At 63.6% G+C, this 26989-nt stretch carries 17 protein-coding genes; 11 read left to right on the forward strand and 6 right to left on the reverse strand.

Annotated features, from left to right (window positions below; translation table 11 throughout):
• Positions 1-119: 119 nt before the first annotated feature.
• The 3 genes from UIB01_RS13660 to UIB01_RS13670 all read left to right on the forward strand — a co-directional run bounded on the left by UIB01_RS13660 (position 120) and on the right by UIB01_RS13670 (position 11660).
• Positions 120-8660, forward strand: coding sequence for a GH36-type glycosyl hydrolase domain-containing protein (locus UIB01_RS13660; protein WP_038661462.1), 8541 nt, complete (start codon positions 120-122; stop codon positions 8658-8660).
• 249 nt (positions 8661-8909) lie between these two features.
• The gene (locus UIB01_RS13665) at positions 8910-10910 is read left to right on the forward strand and encodes a peptidase U32 family protein (protein WP_038661465.1); all 2001 of its coding nucleotides are present in this window, start codon (positions 8910-8912) and stop codon (positions 10908-10910) included.
• 87 nt (positions 10911-10997) lie between these two features.
• Entirely contained in the window at positions 10998-11660 is a 663-nt protein-coding gene (locus tag UIB01_RS13670) for a hypothetical protein (protein ID WP_230585250.1), read from the forward strand.
• A gap of 93 nt (positions 11661-11753) precedes the next feature.
• Here UIB01_RS13670 and UIB01_RS13675 read toward each other — a convergent pair whose 3' ends face one another.
• The gene (locus tag UIB01_RS13675) at positions 11754-12944 is read right to left on the reverse strand and encodes a sugar transporter (RefSeq protein WP_080695138.1); all 1191 of its coding nucleotides are present in this window, start codon (positions 12942-12944) and stop codon (positions 11754-11756) included.
• 349 nt (positions 12945-13293) lie between these two features.
• Between UIB01_RS13675 and UIB01_RS13680 the strand changes: the two genes are divergently transcribed.
• Complete coding sequence (locus tag UIB01_RS13680) at positions 13294-14157, forward strand: SDR family oxidoreductase (protein WP_038661471.1); 864 nt, start codon at positions 13294-13296, stop codon at positions 14155-14157.
• Between the two features lie 52 nt (positions 14158-14209).
• Here UIB01_RS13680 and UIB01_RS13685 read toward each other — a convergent pair whose 3' ends face one another.
• The 3 genes from UIB01_RS13685 to UIB01_RS13695 are packed head-to-tail and all read right to left on the reverse strand — an operon-like array spanning position 14210 to position 16666.
• Positions 14210-14680 carry a RidA family protein gene (locus UIB01_RS13685; protein WP_038661474.1) on the reverse strand — a complete coding sequence of 157 codons (471 nt, stop codon included), beginning with the start codon at positions 14678-14680 and terminating at the stop codon, positions 14210-14212.
• 27 nt (positions 14681-14707) lie between these two features.
• Positions 14708-15118 (reverse strand): c-type cytochrome, encoded by a 411-nt coding sequence (locus UIB01_RS13690; protein ID WP_038661477.1) that lies wholly within the window; start codon positions 15116-15118, stop codon positions 14708-14710.
• An 18-nt stretch (positions 15119-15136) separates the two neighbouring features.
• Positions 15137-16666, reverse strand: coding sequence for a flavin monoamine oxidase family protein (locus UIB01_RS13695; RefSeq protein WP_038665775.1), 1530 nt, complete (start codon positions 16664-16666; stop codon positions 15137-15139).
• A gap of 584 nt (positions 16667-17250) precedes the next feature.
• Between UIB01_RS13695 and UIB01_RS13700 the strand changes: the two genes are divergently transcribed.
• Entirely contained in the window at positions 17251-17847 is a 597-nt protein-coding gene (locus UIB01_RS13700; RefSeq protein WP_038661480.1) for a hypothetical protein, read from the forward strand.
• 15 nt (positions 17848-17862) lie between these two features.
• On the opposite strand, the gene UIB01_RS13705 is transcribed toward UIB01_RS13700, so the two are convergent.
• Complete coding sequence (locus UIB01_RS13705) at positions 17863-18594, reverse strand: DUF72 domain-containing protein (protein ID WP_038661483.1); 732 nt, start codon at positions 18592-18594, stop codon at positions 17863-17865.
• 88 nt (positions 18595-18682) lie between these two features.
• Here UIB01_RS13705 and UIB01_RS13710 point away from each other — a divergent pair, with 88 nt between their 5' ends.
• Positions 18683-19471 (forward strand): ion transporter, encoded by a 789-nt coding sequence (locus tag UIB01_RS13710; RefSeq protein WP_038661486.1) that lies wholly within the window; start codon positions 18683-18685, stop codon positions 19469-19471.
• Between the two features lie 47 nt (positions 19472-19518).
• On the opposite strand, the gene UIB01_RS13715 is transcribed toward UIB01_RS13710, so the two are convergent.
• Positions 19519-19956, reverse strand: a complete 438-nt coding sequence (locus UIB01_RS13715; protein WP_015277528.1) for a hypothetical protein — start codon at positions 19954-19956, stop codon at positions 19519-19521.
• A 276-nt stretch (positions 19957-20232) separates the two neighbouring features.
• Between UIB01_RS13715 and UIB01_RS13720 the strand changes: the two genes are divergently transcribed.
• The 5 genes from UIB01_RS13720 (at position 20233) to UIB01_RS13740 (ending at position 26954) form a co-directional block, all read left to right on the forward strand.
• The gene (locus tag UIB01_RS13720; RefSeq protein WP_038661489.1) at positions 20233-22593 is read left to right on the forward strand and encodes an SUV3 family DEAD/DEAH box RNA helicase; all 2361 of its coding nucleotides are present in this window, start codon (positions 20233-20235) and stop codon (positions 22591-22593) included.
• Between the two features lie 68 nt (positions 22594-22661).
• On the forward strand, positions 22662-23426 hold the full coding sequence (locus UIB01_RS13725) for a YoaK family protein (RefSeq protein WP_038661492.1): 765 nt from the start codon (positions 22662-22664) through the stop codon (positions 23424-23426).
• A 234-nt stretch (positions 23427-23660) separates the two neighbouring features.
• Complete coding sequence (locus UIB01_RS13730) at positions 23661-24542, forward strand: MIP/aquaporin family protein (RefSeq protein WP_038661495.1); 882 nt, start codon at positions 23661-23663, stop codon at positions 24540-24542.
• A gap of 12 nt (positions 24543-24554) precedes the next feature.
• On the forward strand, positions 24555-26063 hold the full coding sequence (glpK, locus tag UIB01_RS13735) for a glycerol kinase GlpK (RefSeq protein ID WP_038661497.1): 1509 nt from the start codon (positions 24555-24557) through the stop codon (positions 26061-26063).
• A 132-nt stretch (positions 26064-26195) separates the two neighbouring features.
• Positions 26196-26954 carry a DeoR family transcriptional regulator gene (locus UIB01_RS13740; protein ID WP_038661499.1) on the forward strand — a complete coding sequence of 253 codons (759 nt, stop codon included), beginning with the start codon at positions 26196-26198 and terminating at the stop codon, positions 26952-26954.
• Positions 26955-26989: the final 35 nt, after the last annotated feature.

Below are 26989 nucleotides of genomic sequence, written 5' to 3' on the forward strand. Positions count from 1 at the left end.
TTGGCAGAAACCGGCAATCGGTTTCCCGTTGTTCCGAAAGCTTGCCGCCGTGGTTCCTCCCGACAGGAGCCGGCGCACTAACGCCTGTTCCCCTATCTCCGCTAGTCGGACAGGCGCTCATGACCTCAGTTTTCCGTCACATCCTCGGGTACCACCAGCGCTCTCCCGTCTGGAGCGATCTCGCTCCCGTTCGCGACGAGTTGTTCGGCCCCGAGCGGCTCGAGCATCACGCCCGCAGCCTGGCTGCCGCCCAGCCGGTCACCCCGCTCCCTCGGGCGGTGCTGCCCCTGCATGCGCGCTTGAACGACAACGCGACGGTGCTGCTGGCGGCTTACCGCGCCAGCGCCGCCGAGCTAGAAAGCGGGCGCAGCGTGGTGCCTGCCGCAGAGTGGCTGCTAGACAACTACCACCTGGTCGAGGCGCAAATCCGCGAAATTCGCGACGACCTGCCGCCAGGCTTCTACCGTCAGCTGCCCAAGCTGGCTGACGGGCCTTTTGTGGGCTATCCCCGCATCTTCGGCCTGGCCTGGGCATTCGTGGCCCATACCGACAGTCATTTCGATCCCGAGACCCTGCGCCGCTTCATCAACGCCTACCAGCAGGTCCAGCCGCTGACCATTGGCGAACTGTGGGCCGTGGCCATCACCCTGCGCATCGTGCTGGTCGAGAACCTGCGTCGCCTGAGCGACCAGATCACCGATGGCCTGGCGACTCGAATGGCCGCAGATGAGCTGGCCAACCGCCTGCTCTCGGCCAGCTCGCCGCAGAAAGCGCTGGACGATGAACTCGCCGCGCGTGGCACGGCGCCGTTGTCCGAGGTCTTCGCCGCTGAACTGGCCAAGCGCTTGCGCGACCAGGACCCGCGCACCACACCGTCACTGGGCTGGCTGGAAGAACAGCTGGGCCGCCAGGACACCTCCATCGAACAGGTGGTGCAGCACTCGCAGCAGCGCCAGGGCGCCTCCAACGTCAGCGTGCGTAACGTAATCACCAGCATGCGGCTGATCTCCGATATCGACTGGACCGAGCTGTTCGAAGACGTCAGCCTGGTGGATGAGCGGATGCGTGGCGGCAGCGCCTTCGCCGCCATGGACTTCCCGACACGCAATCTCTATCGCAGTGCCATCGAGCAACTGGCGCGCGGTTCCAGCGCCAGCGAGCTTGAGATCGCCGGCGCCGCGCTGGATGCCGCCCACGCCGCGCCGTCCCGTGACGCTGCCGACGACGAGCGCGTGGCCGACCCCGGCTACCACCTGATTGGCGAAGGCCGTCTCGGTCTCGAACGCAGCCTTGGCTTCCGCCCACCACTGGGGCTGCGCCTGAGCCGTTTTCACGTGCAGCTGGGCATCGTCGGCTATGTTGGCGCCATCCTCCTGGTTACCACCCTGCTGCTGTCCCTCGGGCTGCAGGCCATGGGCGGTGCCGGCGTAGGCGCGGGCTGGCTCGCGCTGCTGGCTCTGGTCGCCTTTCTGCCGATCACGGACCTGGCCTCGGCGCTGGTCAACCGCGTAGTCACCTGGCGTTTCGGCGCCAGCACGCTGCCGGGCCTGGACCTCACCGCCGGTGTGCCGCAGTCGATGCGCACCCTGGTCGCGGTGCCGACGCTGCTGACCAATGAAGCGGACCTGCTGGAACAGATCGAGCGAATCGAAGTGCATCACCTGGCCGGCGCTGGGGGCGACCTCACCTTCGCCCTGCTCACCGATGGCCTGGACGCCGACCAGGAAACTCTCGACAGCGACGCCCGGCTGCTGGAGGTCGCGGTCGATGCCATCGCGCGGCTCAACCAGCGCTACGGCCCGGCGCCCGGCGGCAGCCGTTTCCTGATTCTGCATCGGCGCCGGCAGTACAACCCCAGCGAAGGCTGCTGGATGGGCTGGGAGCGCAAGCGCGGCAAGCTGCATGAGCTGAACCAGCTGTTGCGTGGCGCGACCGATACCAGTTACATGCCCCTGGCCGGCTGCACGCAGCGGATTCCCGCGGATGTGCGTTACGTGATCACCCTAGACGCGGACACGCGCCTGCCGCGTGATGCCGCCATGCGCCTGATCGGCAAGATGGCGCACCCGCTGAATCGGCCGCGATTCAGCGTACCCGAACAGCGGGTGATCAATGGCTACGCGATTCTTCAGCCGCGTGTCACGCCGTCGCTGCCCGTGGGCCGCGAAGGCTCCTTCTATCAACGGGTGTTCTCCAGCCCCGGCGGCATGGACCCCTATGCCGCCGCCGTATCCGACGTCTATCAGGATCTGTTTGGCGAAGGCTCCTACACCGGCAAAGGCATCTACGACATTGACGCCTTCGAGGCAGCGCTGGCCGGACGAGTGCCGGAAAACAGCATGCTCAGCCACGATCTGTTCGAGGGTGTGTTTGCCCGCGCGGGACTGGCGACCGACGTCGAGGTGGTGGAAGAGTTTCCCTCGCGCTACGACGTATCGGGCAAGCGCCAGCACCGCTGGACCCGCGGCGACTGGCAGCTGCTGCCGTGGATCTTCGGCGCGCGCCGCGGCCCCCAGGCATTGCCCATCATCGGGCGCTTCAAGATGCTCGACAACCTGCGCCGCTCGCTGCTGGCACCGCTGAGTCTGCTGGCACTGGCCCTGTGCTGGATGCTGTCGCTGCCGGCTGCTCTGATCGGCACCTTGCTGGTGCTCGGAGCGCTGGCGATTCCCGGTTTCCTGCCACTGTGCTTCACGCTGTTGCCGTCTCGCAGTGGCGTCAGTGCGCAAAGCCATCTGCACCGGCTGCTCGGCGACCTGCGCATGGCCGCCTCGCAAACCCTGTTGAACCTGGCGTTTCTGCCGGACCAGGCCTGGCGCATGAGCGATGCCATCATCCGCACCCTCTCACGGCTCTATGCGACTCGCAGCCACCTGCTGGAATGGACCACCGCCGCGCAATCGGCCATCAGCCCGCGGCTGAAACTGAGCGGCTTCTACCGTGGCATGGCCGGCGGCACAGTGCTGGGTGTCGGCGTCGCACTGCTGGCGCTGCTGGTCGCGCCGGGGTCATGGCCACTGGTGCTGCCGTTCGCCCTGCTCTGGCTGGGTGCTCCGGCGCTGGCCCTTTGGGCCAGTCGCTCACCTCGCGTCGCTCCCAGTCAGAAACTGGCTGAAGCGGATGCTCAGGAGCTGCGCCTGATTGCACGGCGCACCTGGCGCTTCTTCGAAACCTTCGTCACCCCCGCCGACAACATGCTGCCGCCGGACAATTTCCAGGAAGAGCCCAAGCCGGTCGTCGCGCGCCGAACCTCGCCCACCAACATGGGCCTGTATCTGCTTTCGACCGTCACCGCACGTGATTTCGGCTGGGCCGGCACGCTGCAGACGCTCGAGCGAATGGAGACGACGCTGGACAGCATGAGCCGGCTGCAGCGACACCGCGGGCACTTCTTCAACTGGTACGCCACCGAGGACATGCGCGCGCTGGAACCAGCCTATGTCTCGGCCGTGGACAGCGGCAATCTCGCCGGCCACCTGATCGCCCTCGCCAATGCCTGCGAAGAATGGCTCGACCAGCCCCAGGTGCCGCATGCCCGCCAGGGCCTGCACGACAACCTGATACTGGCGCGCCAGGCCATCGCCGCGCTGCCGGCAGCCAATGGCGAGCGCGGCCAGCCGTTGCTCGGCGTGCTCGATGAGATCGCCACGCAAATAGGCGACGCGCAAGCGCTCGACACCCGTTCGGCAACGCTCCGGCAATTGGCCGAGAAGGCCGTTCGCGTCACGCAGGAAATCAGCCCGTCCGTCACGGATGACGAAGATGCGCAGGCGCTTCACTTCTGGATCAACGCCCTGTGCCAGACGCTTGCCGAACACGGCCGCGATCGCCAGCAAACCGCCGAGTCGCTGGCAGCGATGCAGGCGCGCCTGCGCGGTGTGGCCGCCAGCGCACGGCAGATGGCACTGGATATGGATTTCGCCTTTCTGCTCGACCCCGAGCGCAAGCTGCTGTCGATCGGTTACGGCCTGGCCGACAACAGTCTGGACCCCAGCTGCTACGACCTGCTGGCCTCCGAAGCGCGCCTGGCCAGCCTGTTCGCCATTGCCAAAGGCGATGTCACCACGCGGCACTGGTTCCGTCTGGGCCGCACGGCGACACCCCTGGGTAATGCATCCGCGCTGATTTCCTGGTCGGGCTCGATGTTCGAATACCTGATGCCGTCACTGGTCATGCGCGCCCCGGCGGGCAGCCTGCTGGAGCAGACCAATCGTCTGGTCGTGCAGCGCCAGCAGGAATATGGCAATGACCACCACGCGCCCTGGGGCGTTTCGGAATCGGCCTATAACGCCCGCGACATGGAGTTCACCTACCAGTACTCCAACTTCGGCGTGCCGGGCCTGGGCCTCAAGCGAGGGCTGGCGGAAAACCTGGTGATCGCGCCCTATGCCACCGGGCTCGCGACCATGGTCGACGCGACTGGCGCCCAGGCGAACTTCCGGCGCATGACCGAGATGGGTGCGCTCGGGCGCTACGGCTTCTTCGAAGCGCTGGACTTCACCCCGACACGCCTGCCGGATGGCCAGGCGTTCGTCATCGTGCGCAACTACATGGCGCACCATCAGGGTATGACCATCGTCGCCATCGCCAATACGTTGCAAGACGGCCAGATGCGCGCACGCTTCCATCGCGAGCCGATGATCCAGGCCTGTGAACTGCTGCTGCAGGAACGCATGCCGCGTGATGTCGCCATCGCCCACCCGCGTGCCGAAGAAGTGAAAATCCGCGCCGTCGAGGGCGGCGGTGATCCGCAATCACTGCGCCGCCTGAAAGGCTCAGCCGCGAGCGGCGCGCCGGTTACCCATCTGCTCAGCAACGGCCGCTACGCCGTGATGCTCACCGCAGCCGGTGCCGGCTACAGCCGCTGGCGCGACCTCGCGATCACGCGCTGGCGCGAGGACGTCAGCCGGGACGACTACGGCTCCTTCGTCTTCCTGCGCGATACCGAAGACGGCAGGGTCTGGCCCGCAGGCGGACAGCCGCTGGGCAGCGATGCGCTCAGTCACGAGGTGATATTCGGTGAGGATCATGCCGAGTTCATTCGTCACGATCTGGACCTGACCACCACGATGGACGTGCGGGTATCCGGAGAGGACGAAAGTGAAGTGCGCCGCGTCTCGCTCGCCAACAGCGGTCGCGAAGCGCGGGACATCGAACTGACGTCCTACAGTGAAGTGGTGCTGACCACGCCGGCCACTGACAATGCGCATCAGGCATTCGCTAAACTGTTCGTAGTGACCGACTACCTGCCCGAATTCGGCGCGTTGACCGCCACCCGCCGCCTGCGCAGCGAGGGCGAGCAGCCGATCTGGGCCGCGCACTTCGCCGTGGTGGAAGGCGAAATCCTATCCGACCCGCAGTATGAAACCGATCGCGCCCGCTTCATCGGCCAGCGACCGAGCGTGGCCGCTGCCGCGGTGGTCGCCGAAGGCCAGCCGCTGTCGAACAGCGTCGGCACGGTGCTCGACCCGATCTTCTCGCTCAAGTACCGGATCAGGGTGGCGCCGGGCAAGGTCGCCCGCGTAGCGTTCTGGACCCTGGTCGCCGACTCGCGTGACGAGCTGCTGAGCCTGATCGAGAAGCACCACGACCGCAGCGCCTACGACCGCGTCAAGACCCTGGCCTGGACTCAGGCGCAGGTGCAGCTGCGCCATCTCGACATCAAACCGGCCGAAGCCGCCGACTTCCAGCGCCTGGCCGCGCCCATTCTTTATGCCGATCCGAAATTCCGCGCGCCGTCGGCCGCGATCATCCAGGGTGCCGGCGCCCAATCCGGCCTGTGGCCGCACGCGATTTCGGGCGATCTGCCGATCGTGCTGCTGCGCATCGACGATATCCAGGACATCGCCCAGGTCCGCCAGTTACTCCGTGCCCATGAGTACTGGCGGATGAAGCGCCTGGCGGTGGACCTGGTGATTCTCAACGAGCACGCCAGTTCCTATCTGCAGGATCTGCAGATCGCCATCGAAACCGCGGTGCGCAGCAGCCAGTCGCGTCCGCGCTTCGGCGCCGAGCTTGCCCAGGGATCGGTGTACATGCTGCGCACCGACCTGTTGAGCGGCGAGGCACGCGCCCTGCTGCGCAGCGTCGCTCGCGTAGCACTGATAGCCCGCCGCGGGCCGATCGACAAGCAGCTGGCCAACACATTGCTCCTGGGCGACGCCGTGGCAGCGCATTTCGCTACCCCGCCCTCGCGGCCGGTCGTTGCGACACCGGGCCCTACCGGCAGCGAACTGGCGCAAGGGCTGGAGTTCTTCAACGGCCTCGGCGGCTTCGACAAGGACGGCCGCGAATACGTGACACTGCTGGAGTCGGGCAGCACGACACCAGCGCCCTGGATCAACGTGATCGCCAACCCGCGCTTTGGCTTTCAGGTTTCGGCGCAGGGCAGCGGCTATACCTGGGCGGAAAACAGCCGGGAAAATCAGCTCACGCCCTGGTCCAACGACCCGGTCACCGATCCCTGCGGCGAAGCCTTCTATGTGCGCGACGAACGCAGCGGCGCGCTGTTCAGCCCAACCGCCCAACCGATCCGCGATGACGGCCTCTATGTGGCGCGGCACGGCCACGGCTACAGCCGCTTCGAGCACCTGGCCGAAGGCATTGCGCTGGATCTGCTGCAATACGTCGCCCTTGGCGACCCGATCAAGATTTCCCGACTGACGCTGCGCAACCTGTCATCCGAGCCTCGCCGACTGTCGGTCACCAGTTATAGCGAATGGGTGCTCGGCACCGCCCGCGGCGCCTCCGGGCCTTTCATCGTCACCCAGCGCGACGCCAGCAGCGGCCTGTTGCTGGCGCACAACCCGTGGAGCAGCGCCTTTCCCGGGCGTATTTCATTCGCCGATCTGGGTGGACGACAAACGGCCTGGACGGCTGATCGCAGTGAATTCCTTGGTCGCAACAGCAGCCCCGCCACGCCGGCGGCGCTGCTTACTGGCAAACCGTTATCCGCCAGCGTCGGCGCAGGCATGGACCCTTGCGCGGCATTGCAGTGCGTGGTCCAGCTCGCCCCTGGGGAGAGCGTCGAGATCGTCGCCTTCCTTGGCCAGTGCGCGTCGGCTGATGAGGCGCGTGCGCTGGTCGAGCGTTATCGCCAGGCCGATCTCGACGCAGTGCTGTGTGAAGTCACGGACCACTGGCACCGCGCCCTTGGCTCGGTACAGGTGAAAACGCCGGACCGGGCGATGGACATCATGCTCAACGGCTGGCTGCTGTATCAGACTCTCGCCTGCCGCATCTGGGCGCGCTCGGCTTTCTATCAGGCCAGCGGCGCCTATGGCTTTCGCGATCAGTTGCAGGACGGCATGGCACTGACGTTTTCGCAGCCAGAGGCCACCCGCAGCCACATCCTGCGCGCGGCCAGTCGCCAGTTTCCCGAAGGCGACGTACAGCACTGGTGGCTGCCGCACTCCGGTCAGGGTGTGCGCACGCGCATTTCTGACGACCGTGTCTGGCTCGCATTCGCCACGGCAACCTATGTTCAGGTTTCCGGCGACGCGGCGATCCTCGATGAGCCGGTGAGCTTTCTCGAAGGGCCGTTGCTCAAGCCCGGCGAGCACGATGCCTTCTTCCAGCCGATGATCGCGGACGAGGCTGCCTCACTGTTCGAACACTGCGCTCGCGGACTCGATCAGTGCCTGGAGCTGACCGGCGAACTCGGCCTGCCGCTGATCGGCGGTGGTGACTGGAACGACGGCATGAACCGCGTCGGAGAAGATGGCAAGGGCGAGAGCGTGTGGCTCGGCTGGCTGCTGCTGCGCACCATCGAACTCTTCGCGCCGCTGGCTGAGCAGCGAGGCAGCGTGGCTGGCGCCCAGCGCGCCGAACGCTGGCGCGAACACGCCGTGGCACTTGCTGATTCGCTGGAAGAAAAGGCCTGGGATGGCGAGTGGTACCGCCGCGCAACCTTCGACGACGGCACCTGGCTGGGCTCCAAAGACAGCGACGAGTGCCGCATCGACTCCATTGCCCAGTCCTGGGCGGTGTTGTCCGGCGCAGCGGACCCCGCCCGCGCGAAACAGGCCATGGCTTCCGTGCAGCACCACCTGATCCGCGAGCATGACGGACTGGCCCTGCTGTTCACCCCGCCATTCGACAAGACGCCGAAGGAGCCCGGCTACATCAAGGGATATCCGGCGGGCCTACGCGAGAACGGCGGTCAATACAGCCACGCTGCGATGTGGGCCATGCTCGCCTTTGCCAAGCTGGGTGATGGCGATGCGGCGTGTGGGATGTTCAAGCTGCTGAACCCGATCAATCACGCGCTGACACCGAAAGAAAGCCGGCGCTACAAGGTCGAACCCTACGTGGTCGCGGCGGATGTCTACGGCGTGGCACCGCACAACGGCCGCGGCGGCTGGACCTGGTACACCGGCGCTGCCGGCTGGATGTACCGCGCCGGTGTCGAAGGCATCCTCGGCATCCGCCGCGAAGGTGAATGGCTGATCGTCGATCCGTGCATCAGCAGTCACTGGCCGGCGTTCGAAGCCACCATCACCCTGGGCGAAACGCGCTACGCCATCCGCGTGGAAAACCCAGGCCAGGCCAACCGCGGCATCCAGCACGCGCGGCTGGATGAAGGCCCGCTCGATTGCATGAACGGATACGTACGACTTGCGCTGGATGGAGGGCAACATCAGGTCGTATTGACGCTGTAGAACCAGCCCGGTAGCCGTCCGGGGCTCGTTGCGCTGCTGCTCGGGCGGTCAAAGACTGCCATGGCACCAGCGCAAGCGTGCGCAACACCAAGCTGGCGCGCTGATCCGAGCCGTCGGGGTGGGGTAAACCTCACCTCGACACCCTTCCGGCTAGCCGACCATCACGCCCCCACTCGCCCGGCGGCCAGTCCCAAACCGGCCGCAAGCCATTACAATGCGCGCCTTTCGATTCAAACCCGGTCCGCGCCAATGTCCCTTCCCAAGCACCATCTCGAACTGCTCGCCCCCGCCCGGGATGCCAGCATTGCCCGTGAAGCCATCCTGCATGGCGCCGATGCGGTGTATATCGGCGGCCCGAGCTTCGGTGCGCGGCACAATGCCGAGAACAGCGTGGCGGATATCGCCGAGTTGGTGAAATTCGCCCACCTGTTTCATGCGCGGGTGTTCGTCACCATCAACACCATCCTGCATGACGACGAGCTGGAAGCCGCACGCACGCTGATCCACCAGCTGTACGAGATCGGCGTGGATGCTCTGATCGTGCAGGACATGGGCATGATGGAGCTGGATATTCCGCCCATCGAGATCCACGCCAGCACCCAGACCGACATCCGCACGCTGGAACGGGCCAAGTTCCTCGATAAGGCTGGTTTCTCGCAGCTGGTTCTCGCCCGCGAGCTGAACCTGCAGGAAATCCGCGCGATCTACGACGAAGTGGATTCGACCCTTGAGTTCTTCATTCACGGCGCCCTCTGCGTGGCGTTTTCCGGGCAGTGCAACATCAGCCACGCGCAGACCGGGCGCAGCGCCAACCGCGGGGACTGCTCCCAGGCCTGCCGCCTGCCCTACACGCTGAAGGACGATCAGGGCCGCGTGGTGGCCTTCGAAAAGCATCTGCTGTCGATGAAGGACAACAACCAGAGCGCGAACCTGAGTGCGCTGGTCGACGCCGGCGTGCGTTCGTTCAAGATCGAGGGGCGCTACAAGGATGTGAGCTATGTGAAGAACATCACCGCTTACTACCGCCAGCGCCTCGACGGCATCCTCGCCGAACGCCCTGACCTGGCCCGCGCCTCCAGCGGCCGCACCGATCACTTCTTCGTGCCGGACCCGGACAAGACCTTTCACCGCGGCAGCACCGACTACTTCGTCACCGACCGCAAGATCGACATCGGCGCCTTCGATTCGCCGACCTTCACCGGCCTCGCCGTCGGCGAAGTACTCAAGGTCGGCAAGCATGATCTGACCGTGCAGACCCGCGAGCCGCTGTCCAACGGTGACGGCCTCAACGTGTTGATCAAGCGCGAGGTGGTGGGTTTCCGCGCCAGCGTGGTCGAGCCGCTGAAGCAGTTCGAGGAAGATGGTCAGTCGTTCTGGCAGTACCGCGTCGAACCCAACGAAATGCCCGCCGCCATGCGTCAGGTGCGCCCGAACCATCCGCTCAACCGCAACCTGGACCACAACTGGCAGAACGCGTTGCTCAAGACCTCCGCCGAACGCCGCGTCGGTGTGCGCTGGCTGGCCAAGCTGCGCGCCGATGAGCTTGAGCTGCACGTCACCAGCGAGGAAGGCGCCTATGCCACGGCCACCCTGCCCGGCCCCTTCGGCGAAGCGAAGAAGCCCGAGCAGGTGCCCGGTCAGATCGCTGACCTGCTGAGCCAGCTGGGCACCACCATCTACCACGCCGAAGAAGTCGAAGTGGATGCGCCGCAGGCCTTCTTCATCCCCAACTCGCAACTCAAGGCGCTGCGCCGTGAAGCCATCGAGGCGCTGGGCGAAGCGCGCGAAGCCATCCGTCCGCGCGGCGGGCGCAAGCCGGTCAGCGTGCCGGCGCCGGTCTACCCGGAGTCGCACCTGTCGTTTCTCTACAACGTCTACAACGAGAAGGCCCGGGCGTTCTATCACCGTTACGGCGTGCAGCTGATCGACGCGGCCTACGAGGCCCATGAGGAAACCGGCGAAGTCCCGGTGATGATCACCAAGCACTGCTTGCGCTTCTCCTTCAACCTCTGCCCGAAGCAGGCCAAGGGCGTCACCGGCGTGCGCACCAAGGTCGCCCCGATGCAGCTGGTGCACGGCGACGAAGTGCTGACCCTGACCTTCGACTGCAAGCCCTGCGAGATGCACGTGGTCGGCAAGATGAAGGGCCACATCCTCGACCTGCCGCTGCCGGGCAGCGGCAGCAGCGTGGTCGGACAAATCACGCCGGACGATCTGATGAAGACCATCCGCAACAAGCCGCACGCCTGACGTCCATACATCCGGGGAGGCGCTGCCGTGACTGTACTTGCGACATGGGCAGAGATCCGCTCGCTCTATCGACGATGCCAACCCGGCGTGTTCAAGGCGAGCTTCACGCATGGCGGGCTGCGCATGGTCTGGCCTTCCTGGGCGCTGGCGATCGCTGTCGGCATATTGCTGGTTGGGACCTTGCTCAATAGCCAGTCACCTTTGCAGGGGTTGGCTGCCATGGCCGGCGCACTGCTTGCTCTGTTTGGCATGCTGCTGGCCCGGGAGCGCTATTGCGCGTGGTACTACCGGGATATCTATGCCCGAGAAACGCTGAATCGCTACGGTTTTCTACGCCGCGAAGAACTGCTGCGCTACGTGCTGTTCCGAAATGCCCTTGTAGAGCGCGGGTTCAATGCGGCGAGCATTCAGGAATTGGCACGCATCGCCGAGATCGCCGGCCCGCCACCTCAGGAACGCTGGGTCTCCCAGAATCTCGTCATCGTCATGCTGGTTTCGGCGATCGTCAGTCTGTCGACGGACGTCATCAAGCTGACCGATACCTGGATCGCCGGAAAAGGCATCGTATTTGTGCTGGCGTTAGCCACGGTTACATATGTGGTTCTAGCCCTGTTAGATGGCATCCGCAGCAACCAGCATCGTGACCGGGTAATCGGCCGCTGCCTGGAGCGTGCGGCATTGGATATCGCACGCACCCAGGCGGCCCACAGAGCGCCCCTGGCATCTGTCGAAAACGCTACCACGCAATGAATAGGCGCAGATTTCCAGGCTACCGTGCCAGAGAAACTGACTGACCCAACCGCCAAGGCCATGCTCGGCAGAGCACCACCATAGCGGCTGAAACTACACCGCCGTGCTGCTGGCCGTTCGGGCAAAGCGATAGGTCGCAACGCCACACAGCAACAGGCCGGCGACCGCGAGCAAGCCGGCGGCCACGCCGATCTCACGCAGCCCCAGATGGCTGACAACGAGGCTGCCGAGCAAGGCGCCGCCGCCGATTCCGACGTTGTAGATGCCGGAGAACATGGCCATGGCGACATCGGTCGCGTCCGAAGCCAGGTTGAGTACCTTCGATTGCACCGCCAGGCCGAAGCACATTCCCGCAATACCCCAGATCACCACCACCGCACCGAGCAGCGAACTCTCGCGCGAAGCCGGCAGCAACAGCAGCAGACAGATCGCCATGACCGCGATCGCCGCGATCAGAAAGCCCCTCGGATAGCGCCCGCTGTATCGGCTGAACAGCAGCGAGCCGAGCAGACCGGCACCACCGAAGAGCAACAGTAGGACGGTGGTCATGTCGCCGCTCAGGTGCGCGACGGTTTGCGCAAAGGGCTCGATGTAGGTGTAGGCAGTGAACTGCGCCGTGATGACCAGCGCGGTCAGCGCATAGGCAGTCAACAGCGCCGGGCGCTTGAACAGCACCGGCAGGCTGCGCAACGAACCGGAATTCTGGCTCGGCAGCGAGGGCAACGTACGCGCCAGGACCACCAGCACCAGCGCGGCGATCACGCCGATGGCCAGGAAGGTGGTGCGCCAGTCCAGCGCCGCGCCCACCACACGCCCCAGCGGGATGCCCAGCACCATCGCCAGCGCACTGCCGGTCGCCAGCAGGCCCAGGGCTTGCGCCTGCTTGCCTGCGGGCGCGACACGCACCGCCAGCGATGCGGTGATCGACCAGAACACAGCGTGCGCCAGGGCGATGCCAATCCGGCTGAGCATCAGCATGCCGTAGCTCGACGCCACGCTCGAAACCAGATGGCTGCCGATGAACACCACAAAGACCAGGATCAGCAGCGTGCGGCGCTCGAAATTGCGCGTCAGCAGCATCATTGGCAGCGACATCAGTGCAACCACCCAGGCGTAGATGGTCAGCATCAGCCCGACCTGGGATGGCGGCATGTCGAACGAGCGGCCGATGTCGCTAAGCAGCGCCACAGGGACGAACTCGGTGGTGTTGAAGATGAAGGCGGCCAGCGCCAGTGCGATCACGCTGAGCCAGCTCCCGGCCGGGGAGCTTTGCGATTCGTTCATGGAGAAGTGTGTCTGGTAGCGATTCAGTCGAAGCAAAGCGCGACGAATGAGGGTATAAGGGCGACGGTTCCTGCGCGAATGCCATGACGCACGCGGCCCGCTGGCGCGAAGCGAGCAGGATGGCAGCGGGAGCGGATGGAGTGAGGGACGGGACAGTCGAAGCGGCGCGGATTCTACGCCCGCCATCCACTGATGTCAGGTCGCAAACGTGCGCCACGACGAGTGGCCGCGACGGCGTCGGTACTACCGGTGGTTCGTCACTGCACTCTGCTGCCCGACTCCTCCCGTCGAAACTTTCCGGGCGAGCGCCAGCCGTACCTACAGAACCCATTTCAGGACTGAAGTACGTATGGCTTACCCGAAGATTCCCGCTCAGCAGCAGGACCGCCTGCCCGGTCGCGAAACCGAAATGCACCCGCAGGCCGAGTTCATCCGCGACAGCTACAGGGGCAGTAACAAGCTGGCCGGCAAGGTAGCGCTGATCAGTGGCGGCGACAGCGGCATTGGTCGAGCGGCAGCGGTGCACTTCGCCCGTGAAGGCGCGGATGTCGCGATCATGTATCTCGACGAACACGAAGACGCCGAAAACGCCAAGCGCATGGTTGAAGCTGAAGGTAGGCGCTGCCTGCTGCTACCTGGCGATATCCGCGACAGCGCCCATTGCGACGATGCCGTAGAGCAAACCGTGAAAGCGTTTGGCCGGCTGGATGTGCTGGTCAACAATGCCGGCCGCCAGGAGGTGCAAACCCGCCTCGAGGACATCACCGACGAGCAGTGGGAAAAGACCTTCGCCACCAATATCCACGGCTACTTCTATCTCACCCGTGCCGCCCTGCCCCATCTCCAGGCCGGCGCCTCGATCATCAACACCACGTCGATCAACTCCTTTATCGGCCACCCGTTGCTGGTGGACTACACCTCGACCAAGGGCGCGATCGATGGCTTCACCCGGGCACTGTCACAGCAGTTGATCGAGCGTGAGATCCGCGTCAACCAGATCGCGCCTGGCCCGATCTGGACGCCGCTGCAGCCACCGTCCCTCGGCAAGCACGACCCGCAGATGCTCGAAGATTTCGGCAGCCAGATGCCCATGGGCCGCTGCGGCCAGCCTTCCGAACTGGGTCCGGCTTATGTCTATCTGGCCTGCGACGACTCCTCTTACGTCAGCGGCCAGACCATTCATATCAATGGCGGCAAGGTGGTCAACGGCTGACCTGCAATGAACCCGCATCCGAAGCCGCGCCGGACAGGCGCGGCCCTGGTGGTCAAGGCCGAACGGCGGTGACTTCGATCTCGACAAGCCAATCGGGATTGGCCAAGCCTGCAACCTGAAAAACAGACCGGGTCGGAAGATTGGGCTGGTCTTCGGTGCCGAAGAACTGTGTATAGCCCTTCATGAATCCCTCGAAATCCATCTTGCCGGCCTTGGCCGAGTCGCCGACCAGAAATACCTGCATCTTGATCACATCCTTCATCGCTAGATTCAGGCTCTTGAGCGTTGCCTCGATGCTCTGCAGCACACTGACTGTCTGCGCTTCGGTATCACCGTCGCTGATCCTCGGCACAGCGCCGCTAAGGTTGACCACGGTCGCGCTCGCAGGGATCTCTACCGCCAGCGAAATCGGGAAATCCGAATCGGGGATCTTGTGGCGGATTACGCCATCGGCTGCCTGGACGTGGCTCACGAACAGAACGGTGGACAGCAGCGTGGCGGCAGTTAGCAATTTACGGGTCATCGATTTCTCCTGGTTGATATTCGGGCTCTAGCGCAGGCTGATCTTGCGCACGTCCTCGACGCTGACGGCGTCGGGGAAGTTGTTGTCGAAGTGAGTACGGACATAATTCACCACCTCGGCGATCTGCTGATCACTGAGATAGTCCTTGAAGCTGGGCATACCGCCCTGGCCGTTCACCACCATGTAGATCGGGTAGGCCGCTGACGCGACGCGCGGATTGTCCTTGAGCGCAGGGTAGGCACCAGCCCCAATCGCGCCCTGTCCGCCTTCCATGTGACAGCCCTGGCAGATACCGTTGAACAGATCCTCCCCGGTTGTCTCCTCGAAGGTTTCGCCCTTGGAAAAAGGTGGCGGATTCGCCGCCGAAGCGGGAGTCGCCGCGACCGCCACGGCCAGAAGGCTGATCGCTGCAACCAGGCCTGGGTTGAATATCGACATGATGCTTCTCCTCATGACTCAGGCAGCACGCTGCGTGGCGACGGCGTGGGTGTGAAGGCGCTTGATTGCATCGAGCGAGGACAGAATCGCCCCTTCCATCCACGCCGGGATGTAGGACGCATGCTCACCGGCCAGAACGATGCGGCCATCGATCTGGCACAGATTGCGGTAATGCTTCTCACGGCTGTCTTCGCTCCACATGCCGTAGCATCCCTGCGCCCAAGGCACGCGGTGCCAGCCAACGGCGATGCCGTTATCGAACTCCTCGGGATATTGCGCGTGCAGCAGTGCGCCGTACTCGACGGCTTTTTTCACACGCTGTTCAGGGGACATAGCGGTGAATTCGTAGGCATTGGGACCCCAGACATAGGCGCCCAGTAGCACTGCCTTGCCACTTTTCCCGTAGTCGGTGCTGGGATAGCTGATCTTCTCGATGGGAGTGTTGGTGTAGCTGATGCCACCGTAAATGTGCTCGTCTTCTTCCCAGAACCGACGCTTGAACTGCAAGCCGATCTTTACGGAGGAGTCATAGGGCACGGCGCGGATCGCATCCTGCATGGATTGACTGACGCTTACGGGGATCTGGCTCAGGATCGACAGCGGCAGTGTGCAGACGCACCAGTCGGCTTTGTCCTGCATCGCTTCGCCGCTGCCGTCGCTGTTCTTGTAGGTCACGGTAACGCCCTGCTCGTTCTGGTCGATGCGCGTGACCTTGGAACCGTAGCGAATCATCTCCCCCGTTTCACGCTCGAAGGCCTTGGCAATCATGTCCATGCCACCGACCGGCTGGAAGATGCTGCTCTGATACTCGTATTCCTGCCCGTCGATCAGTTTTTTCCACAGCCCGGAATCGATCAACGCCTGCCGGTCGATAGGCTCCGACGGCTCGGCCAATGGCATCAACCCGCCCCCTGCATCGACTGCAAAGCCGCGGCGCAGGCTCGACTCCATGTTTTTTCGGTAATTGCCGTCGTGGTCGAGCGCACCCCACGCGCGCAGCGACTCGAATAGCTTCTCGCGATCTTCCACGGTCAGGCTCTGGTCCAACGCGCCCTGATTGACCGCCTTGCCCAACAGCTCGGCGACATGTCCCTGAAAGTCGGCCTGCACTTCGCGGTGACGCTTCGGCTTACCGCCGAAGGCCTCGGTGGAGTGCACCAGCGCGTTGTAATTGACCTGAATGAAAGGTTCGAGCTTCACCCCGAAACGCTTGCAGTAAGCCAGAACAGCATGATGGTGATAAGGAATGCGCCAGGGACCGGGATTTAGGTAGTTGCCTTCATCGAAACGGCATTCCTGGGTCGCACCGCCCAGCTCGGTGTAACGGTCGCCTCCGCGCAGGGACCAGCAGCGCCCGCCAGCCTTGGCGTTGTACTCAAGCACCTTGACCTTGTAGCCGGCACGGCGAAGCTCGTAAGCCGCCGCCATTCCAGCGAGTCCGGCGCCCAGTACAAGTACAGACGCGCCCTTTGGTGCGCCGCTCAGGGCGAACTGCTCGTTGTGATGGGTTTCGGCGGCAAAGCCAAGCGAGGTCATTGCCTGGTACATGGCAGCCGCACCGGCCGTCTTGCCAATCCACTGCAAAAGTGTACGTCTGCTTACAGCGTAACTTTCCACGATGTTAATTCCTTGAAATCTGCATAACTAAGCATGCCGACTGTTGATCAAACAGCAGGGTGATGGAAGCGGATCTCACTTCCGGTTTACCTAGGCAATTCGTACTTAGCAATCAGCGCGCCAGAAGCTCTGTAACGGGCATTTCAAGGTCAAAGAAGCAACTATTCAATTACACCAACACAAAATAAAAGTGAAAACTAACGGAACAGTTCGAATTGTACCGGCACAGTTAAAAAGTGTTTTCAGTGCAACTATTAGTGCCACGCAAGCAGGTGGTGCATTCCACTTAAAGAAGCACTTCAAAAGAGCATTATCAATCGCCTCAATCGCAGCAGGCATTTCACTGAAATTCGAACTTGCCCACCCCGGCCTGAATCATCGGGAAATGAGCGCGCACGGAACCATCGCCAAGGTTGTCACGCCAAACAGTCAGTACCTATGCGTTGACCGCTACCGGTCCAGGCGCCCGCCACGCACACCCACCGCAGCCAGTCTGCATATGAAAAGGTGAAGTCATGACCCAGATTCTCATTGCGGCCTTTGACCGCTACGCCGAAGCAGAGCAAGTCAAAGCCGAACTCGTGAGCGAAGGAGTGTCCAGCGATGACATCCAGATATCGGCATCCTTCAACACCGAAACCGTCGACAGCAGCCGGGTGGAAGTGGTCGGCGAGGAGCCGGATGAAGATGCAACGGTGGCGGACAAGATCGGCAGTTTCTTTCACAAGGTCTTCGGCGACGGATCGAGCAAGCATGCAGGCCGTTACCCCGAAGCGGCCCGCCGCGGGTCGACCATCGTGACCGTAACGCTTGAAGACGACAGCCGGGTATCCACCGTCGAACGAGTCATGGAGCGCAACGGTGCCATCGATATCGACGAGCGCAGTGCCAAGTGGGGCGACGACGATGCCACGCCAGTAACCGCCAGCACCGAGACGTTGACCACCGGCTACCCGGATGCCACTTCAATCAGCGTTGATGAGCGCGAACTGGACGGCAGCGCAACACCGGATCGTGGCCAGGATGCCGGCTCGATTCCCGGCCGAGCCGAAAACGAAAAAGCCGCGCGCCGCGACAACACTGCAGGCCGAGTGCGCATCATCCCGCGCTGAACCGACGCGGCCACCTCAATCACGCAACATCGCCTGCACCGCCAGTGCGTTTTCGGTTGCAGCGCCGCTGGCGGTGTTGTCGAAGATGCACCAGCACGGCACGCCGGACCGAGCGCAAGCCCGCAACTCACCCGCCAGCCGCTCCAGCCATTCGGCCGAGTAGGCCGAATGGTAGATACGTGGCGAGCCGTGCAGCCGGTAGTAACGCATGCCCGCCCAGCCACCCGGCTGATCGCCCCCGGCAATTGGTGAAGGGTCCGCTGCCACCCGGGCGATTCGCCAACGCTCGAGCAGTTCATCGGCATCCAGCCAGCTCGCATGCCGCGGCTCCAGGGCGAGTTGGCCGGCATAGCGCTCGCGTAGCGCTTCGAAGAAATCGCCTGCCACCGCACGCTCGAAGCCGAGCGATGGCGGCAGCTGCAACAGCAGGCAACCGAGTTTGTCGCCAAGCTCGGTCGCTTCGTCGAGAAAACCTTCAAGCGCGGCGCCGCAGTCGCGCAATCGCTGTTCATGGGTGATCTGCCGAGGCACCTTTACACAGAAACCGAAACCCTCCGGCACGCTCGCGGCCCACTTGCGGTAGGTTGCCGGACGATGCGGACGGTAGAACGAACTGTTGATTTCGACTGCCGTGAACTGATGGGCGAAGCGCTGCAGATGGGTGCCATCGCTCGGGAACGCCGGCCAGGCCGCTCGCGGCAGGCTCCAACCGGCGTAGCCAAGACGAATGCTTTCGCTGGATTTCATCGAAAATCCTCTTGATCTCGCAGCCAACGCTGGCTGGTCATGTGCTTTAAACTTGCGCGCCGCCCGCCTCAGCTCACACGGTTCATCCATGAAGCAACGCTCCGTCACGCCTTTTCAGATACTCATCCTGGTGCTGTCGATTTATGTGATCGGCGCGCTGGTGGCCGATCTGGTATTCGATCTGCCCGACGACATATCGACTCTGCTTGGGTATCTGGACAACATCGTCTGCTTCTTTTTCTTCCTCGACTTCTGGATGCGCCTGCAACAGGCCGAGAACAAGTTGCGCTTCATGCGCTGGGGCTGGGTCGATCTGCTGGCCAGCGTACCGGCCGGTGGGCTGCAGGCAGCCAAGCTGTTCCGTGCATTCCAGATTCTGCGGGTGCTACGGGCGATCAAGTCGCTGCGGCTGATCTGGCGCATCCTGTTTCGCAACCGTGCCGAAGGCATCGTCGCCTCTGCCGCCACGGCAACCATGCTACTGGTGGCCTTCGGCGCGTTGACCATGCTCCTGGTGGAAGCGCCGAATCCGGAGAGCTCGATCAACACGCCGGAAGAGGCGCTGTGGTGGGCATTCGTCACCGTCACCACGGTCGGCTACGGCGACTTCTATCCGGTCACTACCCAGGGCCGCATTGTCGCGGTGCTGTTGATGGTCTCCGGCGTCGGGCTATTCGGCAGCTTCGCCGCCTATATCGGTTCGCTGTTCGTCGCCGACCGGCACGAGGAAGACAACCGCGAGCAACTGGCCGACCGGGAAACGCTGCAGCGGCTGCTGCTGCAAGTGGAGTGCCTGACCGAGGAAGTGCGCAGCCTGAAGCTGCAGCTGAGTGACAATCGCCGTGAAGATGGCGATAGGGTGGAGCGAGAGGGTTGAGCTGAAAGCCCCTGCACCTTGAAGGCGCAAGGGCTGCCGAGGCGCAATCAGTTGGCGAAGTAGGCCTGAGCGCGAGCCACTTCAGCCGGCGTCGGCTTGTACACGGTCCACTGGTCACCGGCGTTCTTCTTGTAGCGAACCTCGTTTTTCTCTACGTCGAACTCGTAGAACGGGTAGACCTCACGCAGGTTGTAGAACGCCGCCGGGGCGAAGAACAGGATGTCCGCGACCAGATAGCCACTGTTGAACTTCAACGGAATCAGACCGTACATCGGCTCCATACCCGGCTTCTCGGCACGGAAGCGGTACTGGCCGAAGCTGGTGGCCTTGTAGGTCTTGCTGACGGGGTTCTTCAGTACCAGCGGTGCGTCCTGGTTGATCTTGATGGCAAGATCCGGATCGGTGGAGCGCAGCGAAGTGGTGGCGGTGCAGGCCGAAAGCAGTACGGCACTAACGGCTACGGCAAGAATGTGTTTGGCGTTCATCTTTAAGTCCCTTGTTGTCCATCGAAAAATCGACAGCTCTCATCCAGCCGGCTCTACCGGGGCTGTTGGCCATCCATTGCGGCGCGCACTATAGGGCATGGGCCAATAATGGCCAACAGCCATCCTGACAGACGGTTCGCTTTCTTGATTGCCGTCACGCAAGAAGAGAAAACACGACACCTCCCCCTATAATCGCCGACCGGTCACGCGCCCTGCCGAGCAAACGAGCGCATCGTGAGTCGTAGAAAACAAGACTGATCAGCAAAGGTGTCGATCATGGCCAAGGCCGGCGGTAAGCAGTTCAAATCCATCAGGCTCGAGCGTCTGGCGCGTTTCATCGACTGGGCGACGGCGCGCTATCCGGATTTCAATGCGAAGAAGCATCATCAGGAAAAGTGGTTCACGCCTTACATTGGCTATCCCATCGCCGGGCTCGGGCGCGCAGCCAAGGCGTTCTGGCTGGGGCTGCATGGGCAGGCGGTGGATGAACTGCTGGCCGAACCTGCCGCAGACGAGCTGCTCGATCGGGTCGTCAGCCGCGACCTCGGCGAGATTCTCTGCAGCGTCGATCTGTTCGGCAGCGAGAAGACCTTCAGCCTGGGCTCCCCGCCCCATCTGCTGGAACCTGAGTGGGCGCTGCGTCTGGACGACAGCCCGCAGCGCGGCGATTTCGCCGGCAACCTGAAACAGGCCGTGCAGCGCTACGTGCGCAATCGGCTGCAGGTGCTCGAACGGCCCTTTGCCGAGATGGATGAAGACGAGCGTCAGCGCTGTCTGGCGCGCATTCGACCGGAGCTGTCGCGACTCGACGAGTTCCTGCCGCATGCCGTCGCCACGCTCAACGAGATCCGCCACGAGCTGCGCTACGTGGTGCCGTTGCGACGCGACAGTCTCGTGCTCGAACTGCAGCGCCGCATCCCCGCTGGCCAGGATCATCTGCTCGGCGCGACCGAGGTCGAGGCTTGGAAAAGAAAGGACCGGGAGGAGCTGCAGGCCACCTTCGAGCGCATGCTCGAGCTCGCCGACGGCTTCGACCTGCAGCTGCTCGGGCACAAGCGCCTGACCGAACTCTTCGCGCTCGAACCCGGACGCATGCGCAAGGCGATCCGTGCCGCCCGCCGCGAGCATGAGGAGAAAATGGCGTTTGCCGTGCTGCTGGAGAACAACCCGCGCTTCGTCCACTACCACAAGCTCTACCCGGCCCGGCGCCTGACGCGCCGCTGGACCGCCCTGCTCGGCCCGACCAACAGCGGCAAGACCCACCGTTCCATCGAGGCGATGGCGGCGGCCGAGCATGGCATCTACCTGTCGCCGCTGCGGCTGATGGCGCTGGAGAATCAGGAGCGCATCGAATCGATGGGTGTGCCCTGCTCGCTGGTAACCGGCGAGGAAGAAATCATCCGCGAAGGCGCCACGCACTTCTGCTGCACCGTGGAGGAGTTCGCCCGTTTCCGCCATCAGCACTGGGACGTAGTGGTGGTCGATGAAGTGCAGATGATGGCCGACCCGCAACGCGGCTGGGCCTGGGTCGATGCCTTGGTCAGCGCGCACACGCCGCAACTGATGATGACCGGCCCGGCGCTTATCGAGCCCTCTTTGCGCACCCTCTGCGACCTCTGCGAGGACAAGCTGGTGGTGCAGCGCACCAAGCGCCTGTCGCCGGTCGAAGTCGCCCGCCATGCCACGACGCTGGAGCGCCTGGAACCCGGCTCGCTGCTGGTGGCGTTCAGTCGCAAGTTGGTGCTCGAACTCAAGGGCATGCTCGAAAGCGCCGGCAAGAGCGTCTCGGTGGTCTACGGTGCGCTCTCGCCGGAGGTGCGTCGCGAACAGGCCCGGCGCTTTCGCGAAGGCGAGGCGGACATCATGGTCGCCACCGATGCAGTCGGCATGGGCCTCAACCTGCCGGCGCATACGCTGTGCTTCTATACGGACGAAAAGTTCGACGGCATCCAGAATCGTCAGCTCAAGGTACAGGAGGTCAAGCAGATCGGCGGTCGGGCCGGGCGTTTCGGCCACCACGACAGCGGCGAGATCACCGCGCTCGATCCGCAGACGCTCAAGTCCATCCGCCGCCTGTTCAACAGCCCGGATGCGCCGGTGGACCTGAGTCAGTTCCAGGTGCGCCCGTCCATCGATCACCTCTCCGCCATTTCCGAACTGATGGGCGAGCCGAGCCTGCTGCGCGCCTGGCTGACCTTCAACCGCAATATCAACTACGGAGAGGCCTTCATCTCGATATTGCCGGACGAACTGGCCGAATGGATCGAGCTGATCGACGATCCGAAGATTCCGCTCTGGCTGCGCTGGACGTTCGCCTGCACGCCGATCCGTGGCGGCTTCGACAGCCCGGCCAGTCAGCATGCCCAACGCTGGATCAAGCGGGTCGCCGAAGGCCATGCCATTCCGATGCCCAAGCTGCTGCTTGGTGCCGATCTGGCCGGTCTGGAAAGCACTCTGCATGTGGTGGAGACCTACCTGCATCTGGCTCGCAGCCTGCCCGAACACTTTCCCGAGCACGACGATGGCGAGGCGGCGCGCAAGCTGCTCAATGACGCCATCACCCGCGAGCTGTCGCGCCAGCGTAAGCCACGAGCGGCGCGGCGCAGTGGAGGTCGCAAGGCTGGGCGGCGGCGCTGAGTTTATGTCCGCTCGAGCCACGCCTTGCGCTCTATAATCGCCGCTTTGCTTCGGAGCGCGAGCCTGCCATGCCGATCAACTACGCCCGTCGTCTGACCGATCGTCGGCGCTCCACACAGAGCAACCGCCAGCTCGGCATCTGTCTGGCATTCGTTGCCGGCGCAGCCAATGCCGGCGGGTTTCTCGCGGTCCAGCAATACACCTCGCACATGACCGGCATCGTTTCGGCAATGGCCGACAACCTGGCCCTGGGCGCCACTGACATGGTGCTCGCCGGTTTCGGCGCGCTGCTCTCGTTCATCCTCGGCGCCATGTGTTCGACGCTGATGATCAACTTCTCGCGCCGCCGTCGACTGCACAGCCAATACGCGCTGCCGCTGGCCCTGGAAGCCGCACTGTTGCTGTTGTTCGGCGTCCTCGGTGCACGGCTGATGAGCGTCCCGGGTTTCTTCGTGCCGCTGACCGTGGTGCTGCTGTGTTTCATCATGGGCCTGCAGAACGCGATTATCACCAAGCTCTCCAACGCCGAAGTTCGCACCACCCACATCACCGGGATGGTGACCGACATCGGGATCGAACTGGGGCGGCTGATCTACTTCAACCGCAGTCGTCATGACGACATGCCACCGGTCCGAGCCAACCGGCAGCGCCTGCGCATCAACCTGCTGATGGTGACGAGCTTCTTCATTGGCGGACTGAGCGGCGCGGTCGGCTTCAAGCACTTCGGCTTTCTCTCCACCGTCCCGCTGGCCGCACTGCTATTGGCGCTGGCGCTAGTGCCCATGGCGGACGATCTGCTGCTCGGTTGGCGTCTCTGGCGCCGTCGGCGTTAAACGCCCAGCACAGCCACGCTTACGGCCGGCTATACGCACCTGACGGTTGGCGAACGGCGTGCCCAGGCACTGCACGACAGCTCACGGCGCAGTTTGTTCCGCGCAACCCTCGGCAAAATGTTCGAATTTTTACTTTGACAGCGCCTTTTTTTGCCTCTAAGTTTTCGTTTCCGAACAATTCCGAACCAAGGCAGTGCTCGGAATAAAACAAAAACAAACGAAGAGGCTTCACGCATGACTACGCCCATCGTCCCGACGCTGAAGGGACAATGCATCGCCGAATTTCTCGGCACTGCCCTCCTCATTTTCTTCGGCACCGGCTGCGTCGCAGCACTCAAGCTCGGCGGTGCCGATCTGGGCCTGTGGGAAATCAGCATCATCTGGGGCATCGGCGTTTCGATGGCGGTGTACCTTGCCGCCGGCGTCTCCGGTGCTCATCTGAACCCGGCCGTCACCATCGCCTTGTGGCTGTTCGGCACCTTCGAGCGGCACCGCGTTCCAGCCTACATCCTGGCGCAGGTGGCCGGCGCCTTCTGTTCCGCGGCATTGGTCTACGGGTTGTACAGCAGCCTGTTTTTCGATTTCGAACAGGCCCAGCAGATGGTTCGCGGCAGTGTCGAGAGTCTCGAGCTCGCGTCGATCTTCTCTACCTACCCGCATGCCTCGTTATCGTTCGGCCAGGCGTTCCTGGTGGAGATGGTGATCACGGCCATCCTGCTGGCAATGATCATGGCCATCACCGACGACGGCAATGGTCTGCCCAGCGGCCCGCTGGCACCTTTGCTGATCGGACTGCTGATCGCCGTCATCGGTGGCGCGATGGGTCCGTTGACCGGCTTCGCGATGAATCCCGCACGGGATTTCGGGCCTAAACTGATGACCTTCTTTGCCGGCTGGGGTGACGTGGCCTTCACTGGCGGGCGAGACATTCCGTATTTCCTGGTCCCGATCTTCGCCCCGATTCTCGGCGCCTGCCTCGGCGCTGCCGGTTACAAGGCACTCATCTGCCGGCACCTGCCAGGCGTTGGATCGGCCGCCTGCGATGCACCAAAACCCAAGGAAAAGGCCTCTGCCGAAATGGGCTCCGCGCAGCCCGACATCAGCAAAGTTCGCTAAGGAAACGACCCCATGAGCAATCAGAACAAGCAATTCATCGTCGCCCTCGACCAGGGCACCACCAGCTCCCGCGCCATCGTGCTGGACCGCAACGCCAACGTGGTGACCATCGCCCAACGCGAGTTCGCGCAGATTTACCCGCAACCGAGCTGGGTCGAGCACGACCCGATGGAGATCTGGGCCACCCAGAGCGGCGTATTCGTCGAAGCCCTGGCCCAAGCCGGTATCACCAACGAGCAGGTGGCGGCGATCGGTATTACCAACCAGCGCGAGACCGCCATCGTCTGGGACAAGATCACCGGCCGGCCGATCTACAACGCCATCGTCTGGCAGAGCCGCCAGAGCACGCCGATCTGCGACCAGCTCAAGCGCGACGGCATGGACGAGCACATCCGCAAGACCACCGGTCTGGTGATCGACCCCTACTTCTCCGGTACCAAGATCAAGTGGATTCTCGACCACGTCGAGGGCAGCCGTGAGCGCGCCCGCCGCGGCGAACTGCTGTTCGGCACCGTCGACTGCTGGCTGATCTGGAAGATGACCCAGGGCAAGGCCCATGTCACCGACTACACCAACGCGTCGCGCACGCTGCTGTTCGATATCCACAAGCTGGACTGGGACCCGGTGATGCTCGAAGCGCTGGATATTCCGCGCGAGATGCTGCCGGAAGTGCGTTCCTCCTCGGAGATCTACGGGCACGCCTACATCGGCTCCGGCCAGAGCACCGGCATTCCCATCGCCGGCATCGCCGGCGACCAGCAGGCCGCACTATTCGGCCAGATGTGCGTCGAGCCTGGGCAGGCCAAGAACACCTACGGCACCGGCTGCTTCCTGCTGATGAACACCGGGACCAAGGCGGTGCAATCCGAACACGGCCTGCTCACCACTATCGCCTGCGGACCGCGTGGCGAGGTGAACTATGCGCTGGAGGGCGCCATCTTCAATGGCGGCTCCACCGTGCAGTGGCTGCGTGACGAACTGAAGGTGCTCAACGAATCGCTGGATTCGGAATACTTCGCCACCAAGGTGCCGGACAGCAATGGCATCTACCTGGTGCCAGCTTTCACCGGTCTCGGCGCGCCCTACTGGGATCCGCGTGCCCGCGGCGCACTGTTCGGCCTGACTCGCGGGGTCAAGGTCGATCACCTGATCCGTGCAGCGCTGGAATCCATCGCTTACCAGACTCGCGACGTGCTCGACGCCATGCAGCAGGACGCCGGCGAGCGCCTGCGCGCCCTGCGCGTGGACGGCGGCGCAGTCGCCAACAACTTCCTCATGCAATTCCAGGCCGACCTGCTCGGCACCCAGGTCGAGCGGCCGCAGATGAAGGAAACCACCGCGCTCGGTGCGGCCTATCTGGCAGGCCTGGCGACCGGTTTCTGGAGCGATCTCGACGAGCTGCGCAGCAAGAGCAGCATCGAGCGGGTGTTCGAACCGGCGTGCGGAAGCGAACAGCGCGAAGCGCTCTATCGCGGCTGGCAGAAGGCCGTCGACCGCACGCGCAACTGGGCCGAGGACTGATAAGGGGCTGACGGCGCCTGCGCTCCGATCATTCGGATGCAGGCGCGGAATGCGCGAATTCGAACAATCGGCGCTTTAATCGAACGCCAGACTACGGCATGCTTCCCGCACAACAGCGAACAAGGAAGCCTCATGAGCCTGGCGCCCCGACAGCAGAACATTCTGGAACTCGTGCGCGAGCGCGGCTACGTGAGCATCGACGAGCTGGCGCGGCATTTCGCCGTCACGCCGCAAACCATCCGCCGCGACATCAACCAACTGGGCGACGCCGGCCTGCTGCGGCGCTACCACGGCGGCGCAGCCTACGACTCCAGCGTGCAGAACACTGCCTACAGCCAGCGCGCGCACCAGATGCGCGACGAGAAACTGCGCATCGCTGCGGCCATGGCTGCACGTATTCCAGACCAGGCTTCGCTGTTCATCAATATCGGCACCACCACCGAAGCCATCGCCCGCGCCCTGCTCAACCACCGCGATCTGAAGATCATCACCAACGACCTGCATGTGGCGAGCATCCTCAGCACCAAGGAAGACTTTGATGTGCTGATCGCAGGCGGCAACGTGCGCAGCGACGGCGGCGTGGTGGGCCAGGCTACCGCCGATTTCATCAGCCAGTTCAAGGTCGATTTCGCCCTGATCGGCATCAGCGGCATCGACGAGGACGGCACCCTGCTGGACTTCGACTATCAGGAAGTCCGCGTCTCCCAGGCGATCATCCATAACGCGCGCAAGGTTTTCCTCGCCGCGGACTCCAGCAAGTTCGGCCGTAGCGCCATGACCCGTCTGGGTTCCCTGGAACAGATCGATTGCCTGTTCACCGATTCGGCACCCTCAGAGGTGTTCGCCGAGCTGCTGGCCCGCCACAAGGTGCAGCTGGAAATCGCCGACTAGGCGAACCGCCTCCATCGTGAACAGCTTCCCACCCC

Origin of the sequence: Stutzerimonas decontaminans, from assembly GCF_000661915.1 — a bacterium.
Taxonomy (GTDB): Bacteria; Pseudomonadota; Gammaproteobacteria; order Pseudomonadales; family Pseudomonadaceae; genus Stutzerimonas; species Stutzerimonas decontaminans.

What these genes read in the sequence shown, in the direction of transcription:
- UIB01_RS13715 (WP_015277528.1), bottom strand. Translation starts at nt 19,956, where the DNA reads ATGAACGCCAAACACATTCTTGCCGTAGCCGTTAGTGCCGTACTGCTT.
- UIB01_RS13720 (WP_038661489.1), top strand. Translation starts at nt 20,233, where the DNA reads ATGGCCAAGGCCGGCGGTAAGCAGTTCAAATCCATCAGGCTCGAGCGT.
- UIB01_RS13730 (WP_038661495.1), top strand. Translation starts at nt 23,661, where the DNA reads ATGACTACGCCCATCGTCCCGACGCTGAAGGGACAATGCATCGCCGAA.
- UIB01_RS13675 (WP_080695138.1), bottom strand. Translation starts at nt 12,944, where the DNA reads ATGAACGAATCGCAAAGCTCCCCGGCCGGGAGCTGGCTCAGCGTGATC.
- UIB01_RS13725 (WP_038661492.1), top strand. Translation starts at nt 22,662, where the DNA reads ATGCCGATCAACTACGCCCGTCGTCTGACCGATCGTCGGCGCTCCACA.
- UIB01_RS13680 (WP_038661471.1), top strand. Translation starts at nt 13,294, where the DNA reads ATGGCTTACCCGAAGATTCCCGCTCAGCAGCAGGACCGCCTGCCCGGT.
- UIB01_RS13705 (WP_038661483.1), bottom strand. Translation starts at nt 18,594, where the DNA reads ATGAAATCCAGCGAAAGCATTCGTCTTGGCTACGCCGGTTGGAGCCTG.
- UIB01_RS13665 (WP_038661465.1), top strand. Translation starts at nt 8,910, where the DNA reads ATGTCCCTTCCCAAGCACCATCTCGAACTGCTCGCCCCCGCCCGGGAT.
- UIB01_RS13700 (WP_038661480.1), top strand. Translation starts at nt 17,251, where the DNA reads ATGACCCAGATTCTCATTGCGGCCTTTGACCGCTACGCCGAAGCAGAG.
- UIB01_RS13690 (WP_038661477.1), bottom strand. Translation starts at nt 15,118, where the DNA reads ATGTCGATATTCAACCCAGGCCTGGTTGCAGCGATCAGCCTTCTGGCC.
- UIB01_RS13695 (WP_038665775.1), bottom strand. Translation starts at nt 16,666, where the DNA reads ATGTACCAGGCAATGACCTCGCTTGGCTTTGCCGCCGAAACCCATCAC.
- UIB01_RS13740 (WP_038661499.1), top strand. Translation starts at nt 26,196, where the DNA reads ATGAGCCTGGCGCCCCGACAGCAGAACATTCTGGAACTCGTGCGCGAG.
- UIB01_RS13660 (WP_038661462.1), top strand. Translation starts at nt 120, where the DNA reads ATGACCTCAGTTTTCCGTCACATCCTCGGGTACCACCAGCGCTCTCCC.
- UIB01_RS13685 (WP_038661474.1), bottom strand. Translation starts at nt 14,680, where the DNA reads ATGACCCGTAAATTGCTAACTGCCGCCACGCTGCTGTCCACCGTTCTG.
- UIB01_RS13710 (WP_038661486.1), top strand. Translation starts at nt 18,683, where the DNA reads ATGAAGCAACGCTCCGTCACGCCTTTTCAGATACTCATCCTGGTGCTG.
- glpK (WP_038661497.1), top strand. Translation starts at nt 24,555, where the DNA reads ATGAGCAATCAGAACAAGCAATTCATCGTCGCCCTCGACCAGGGCACC.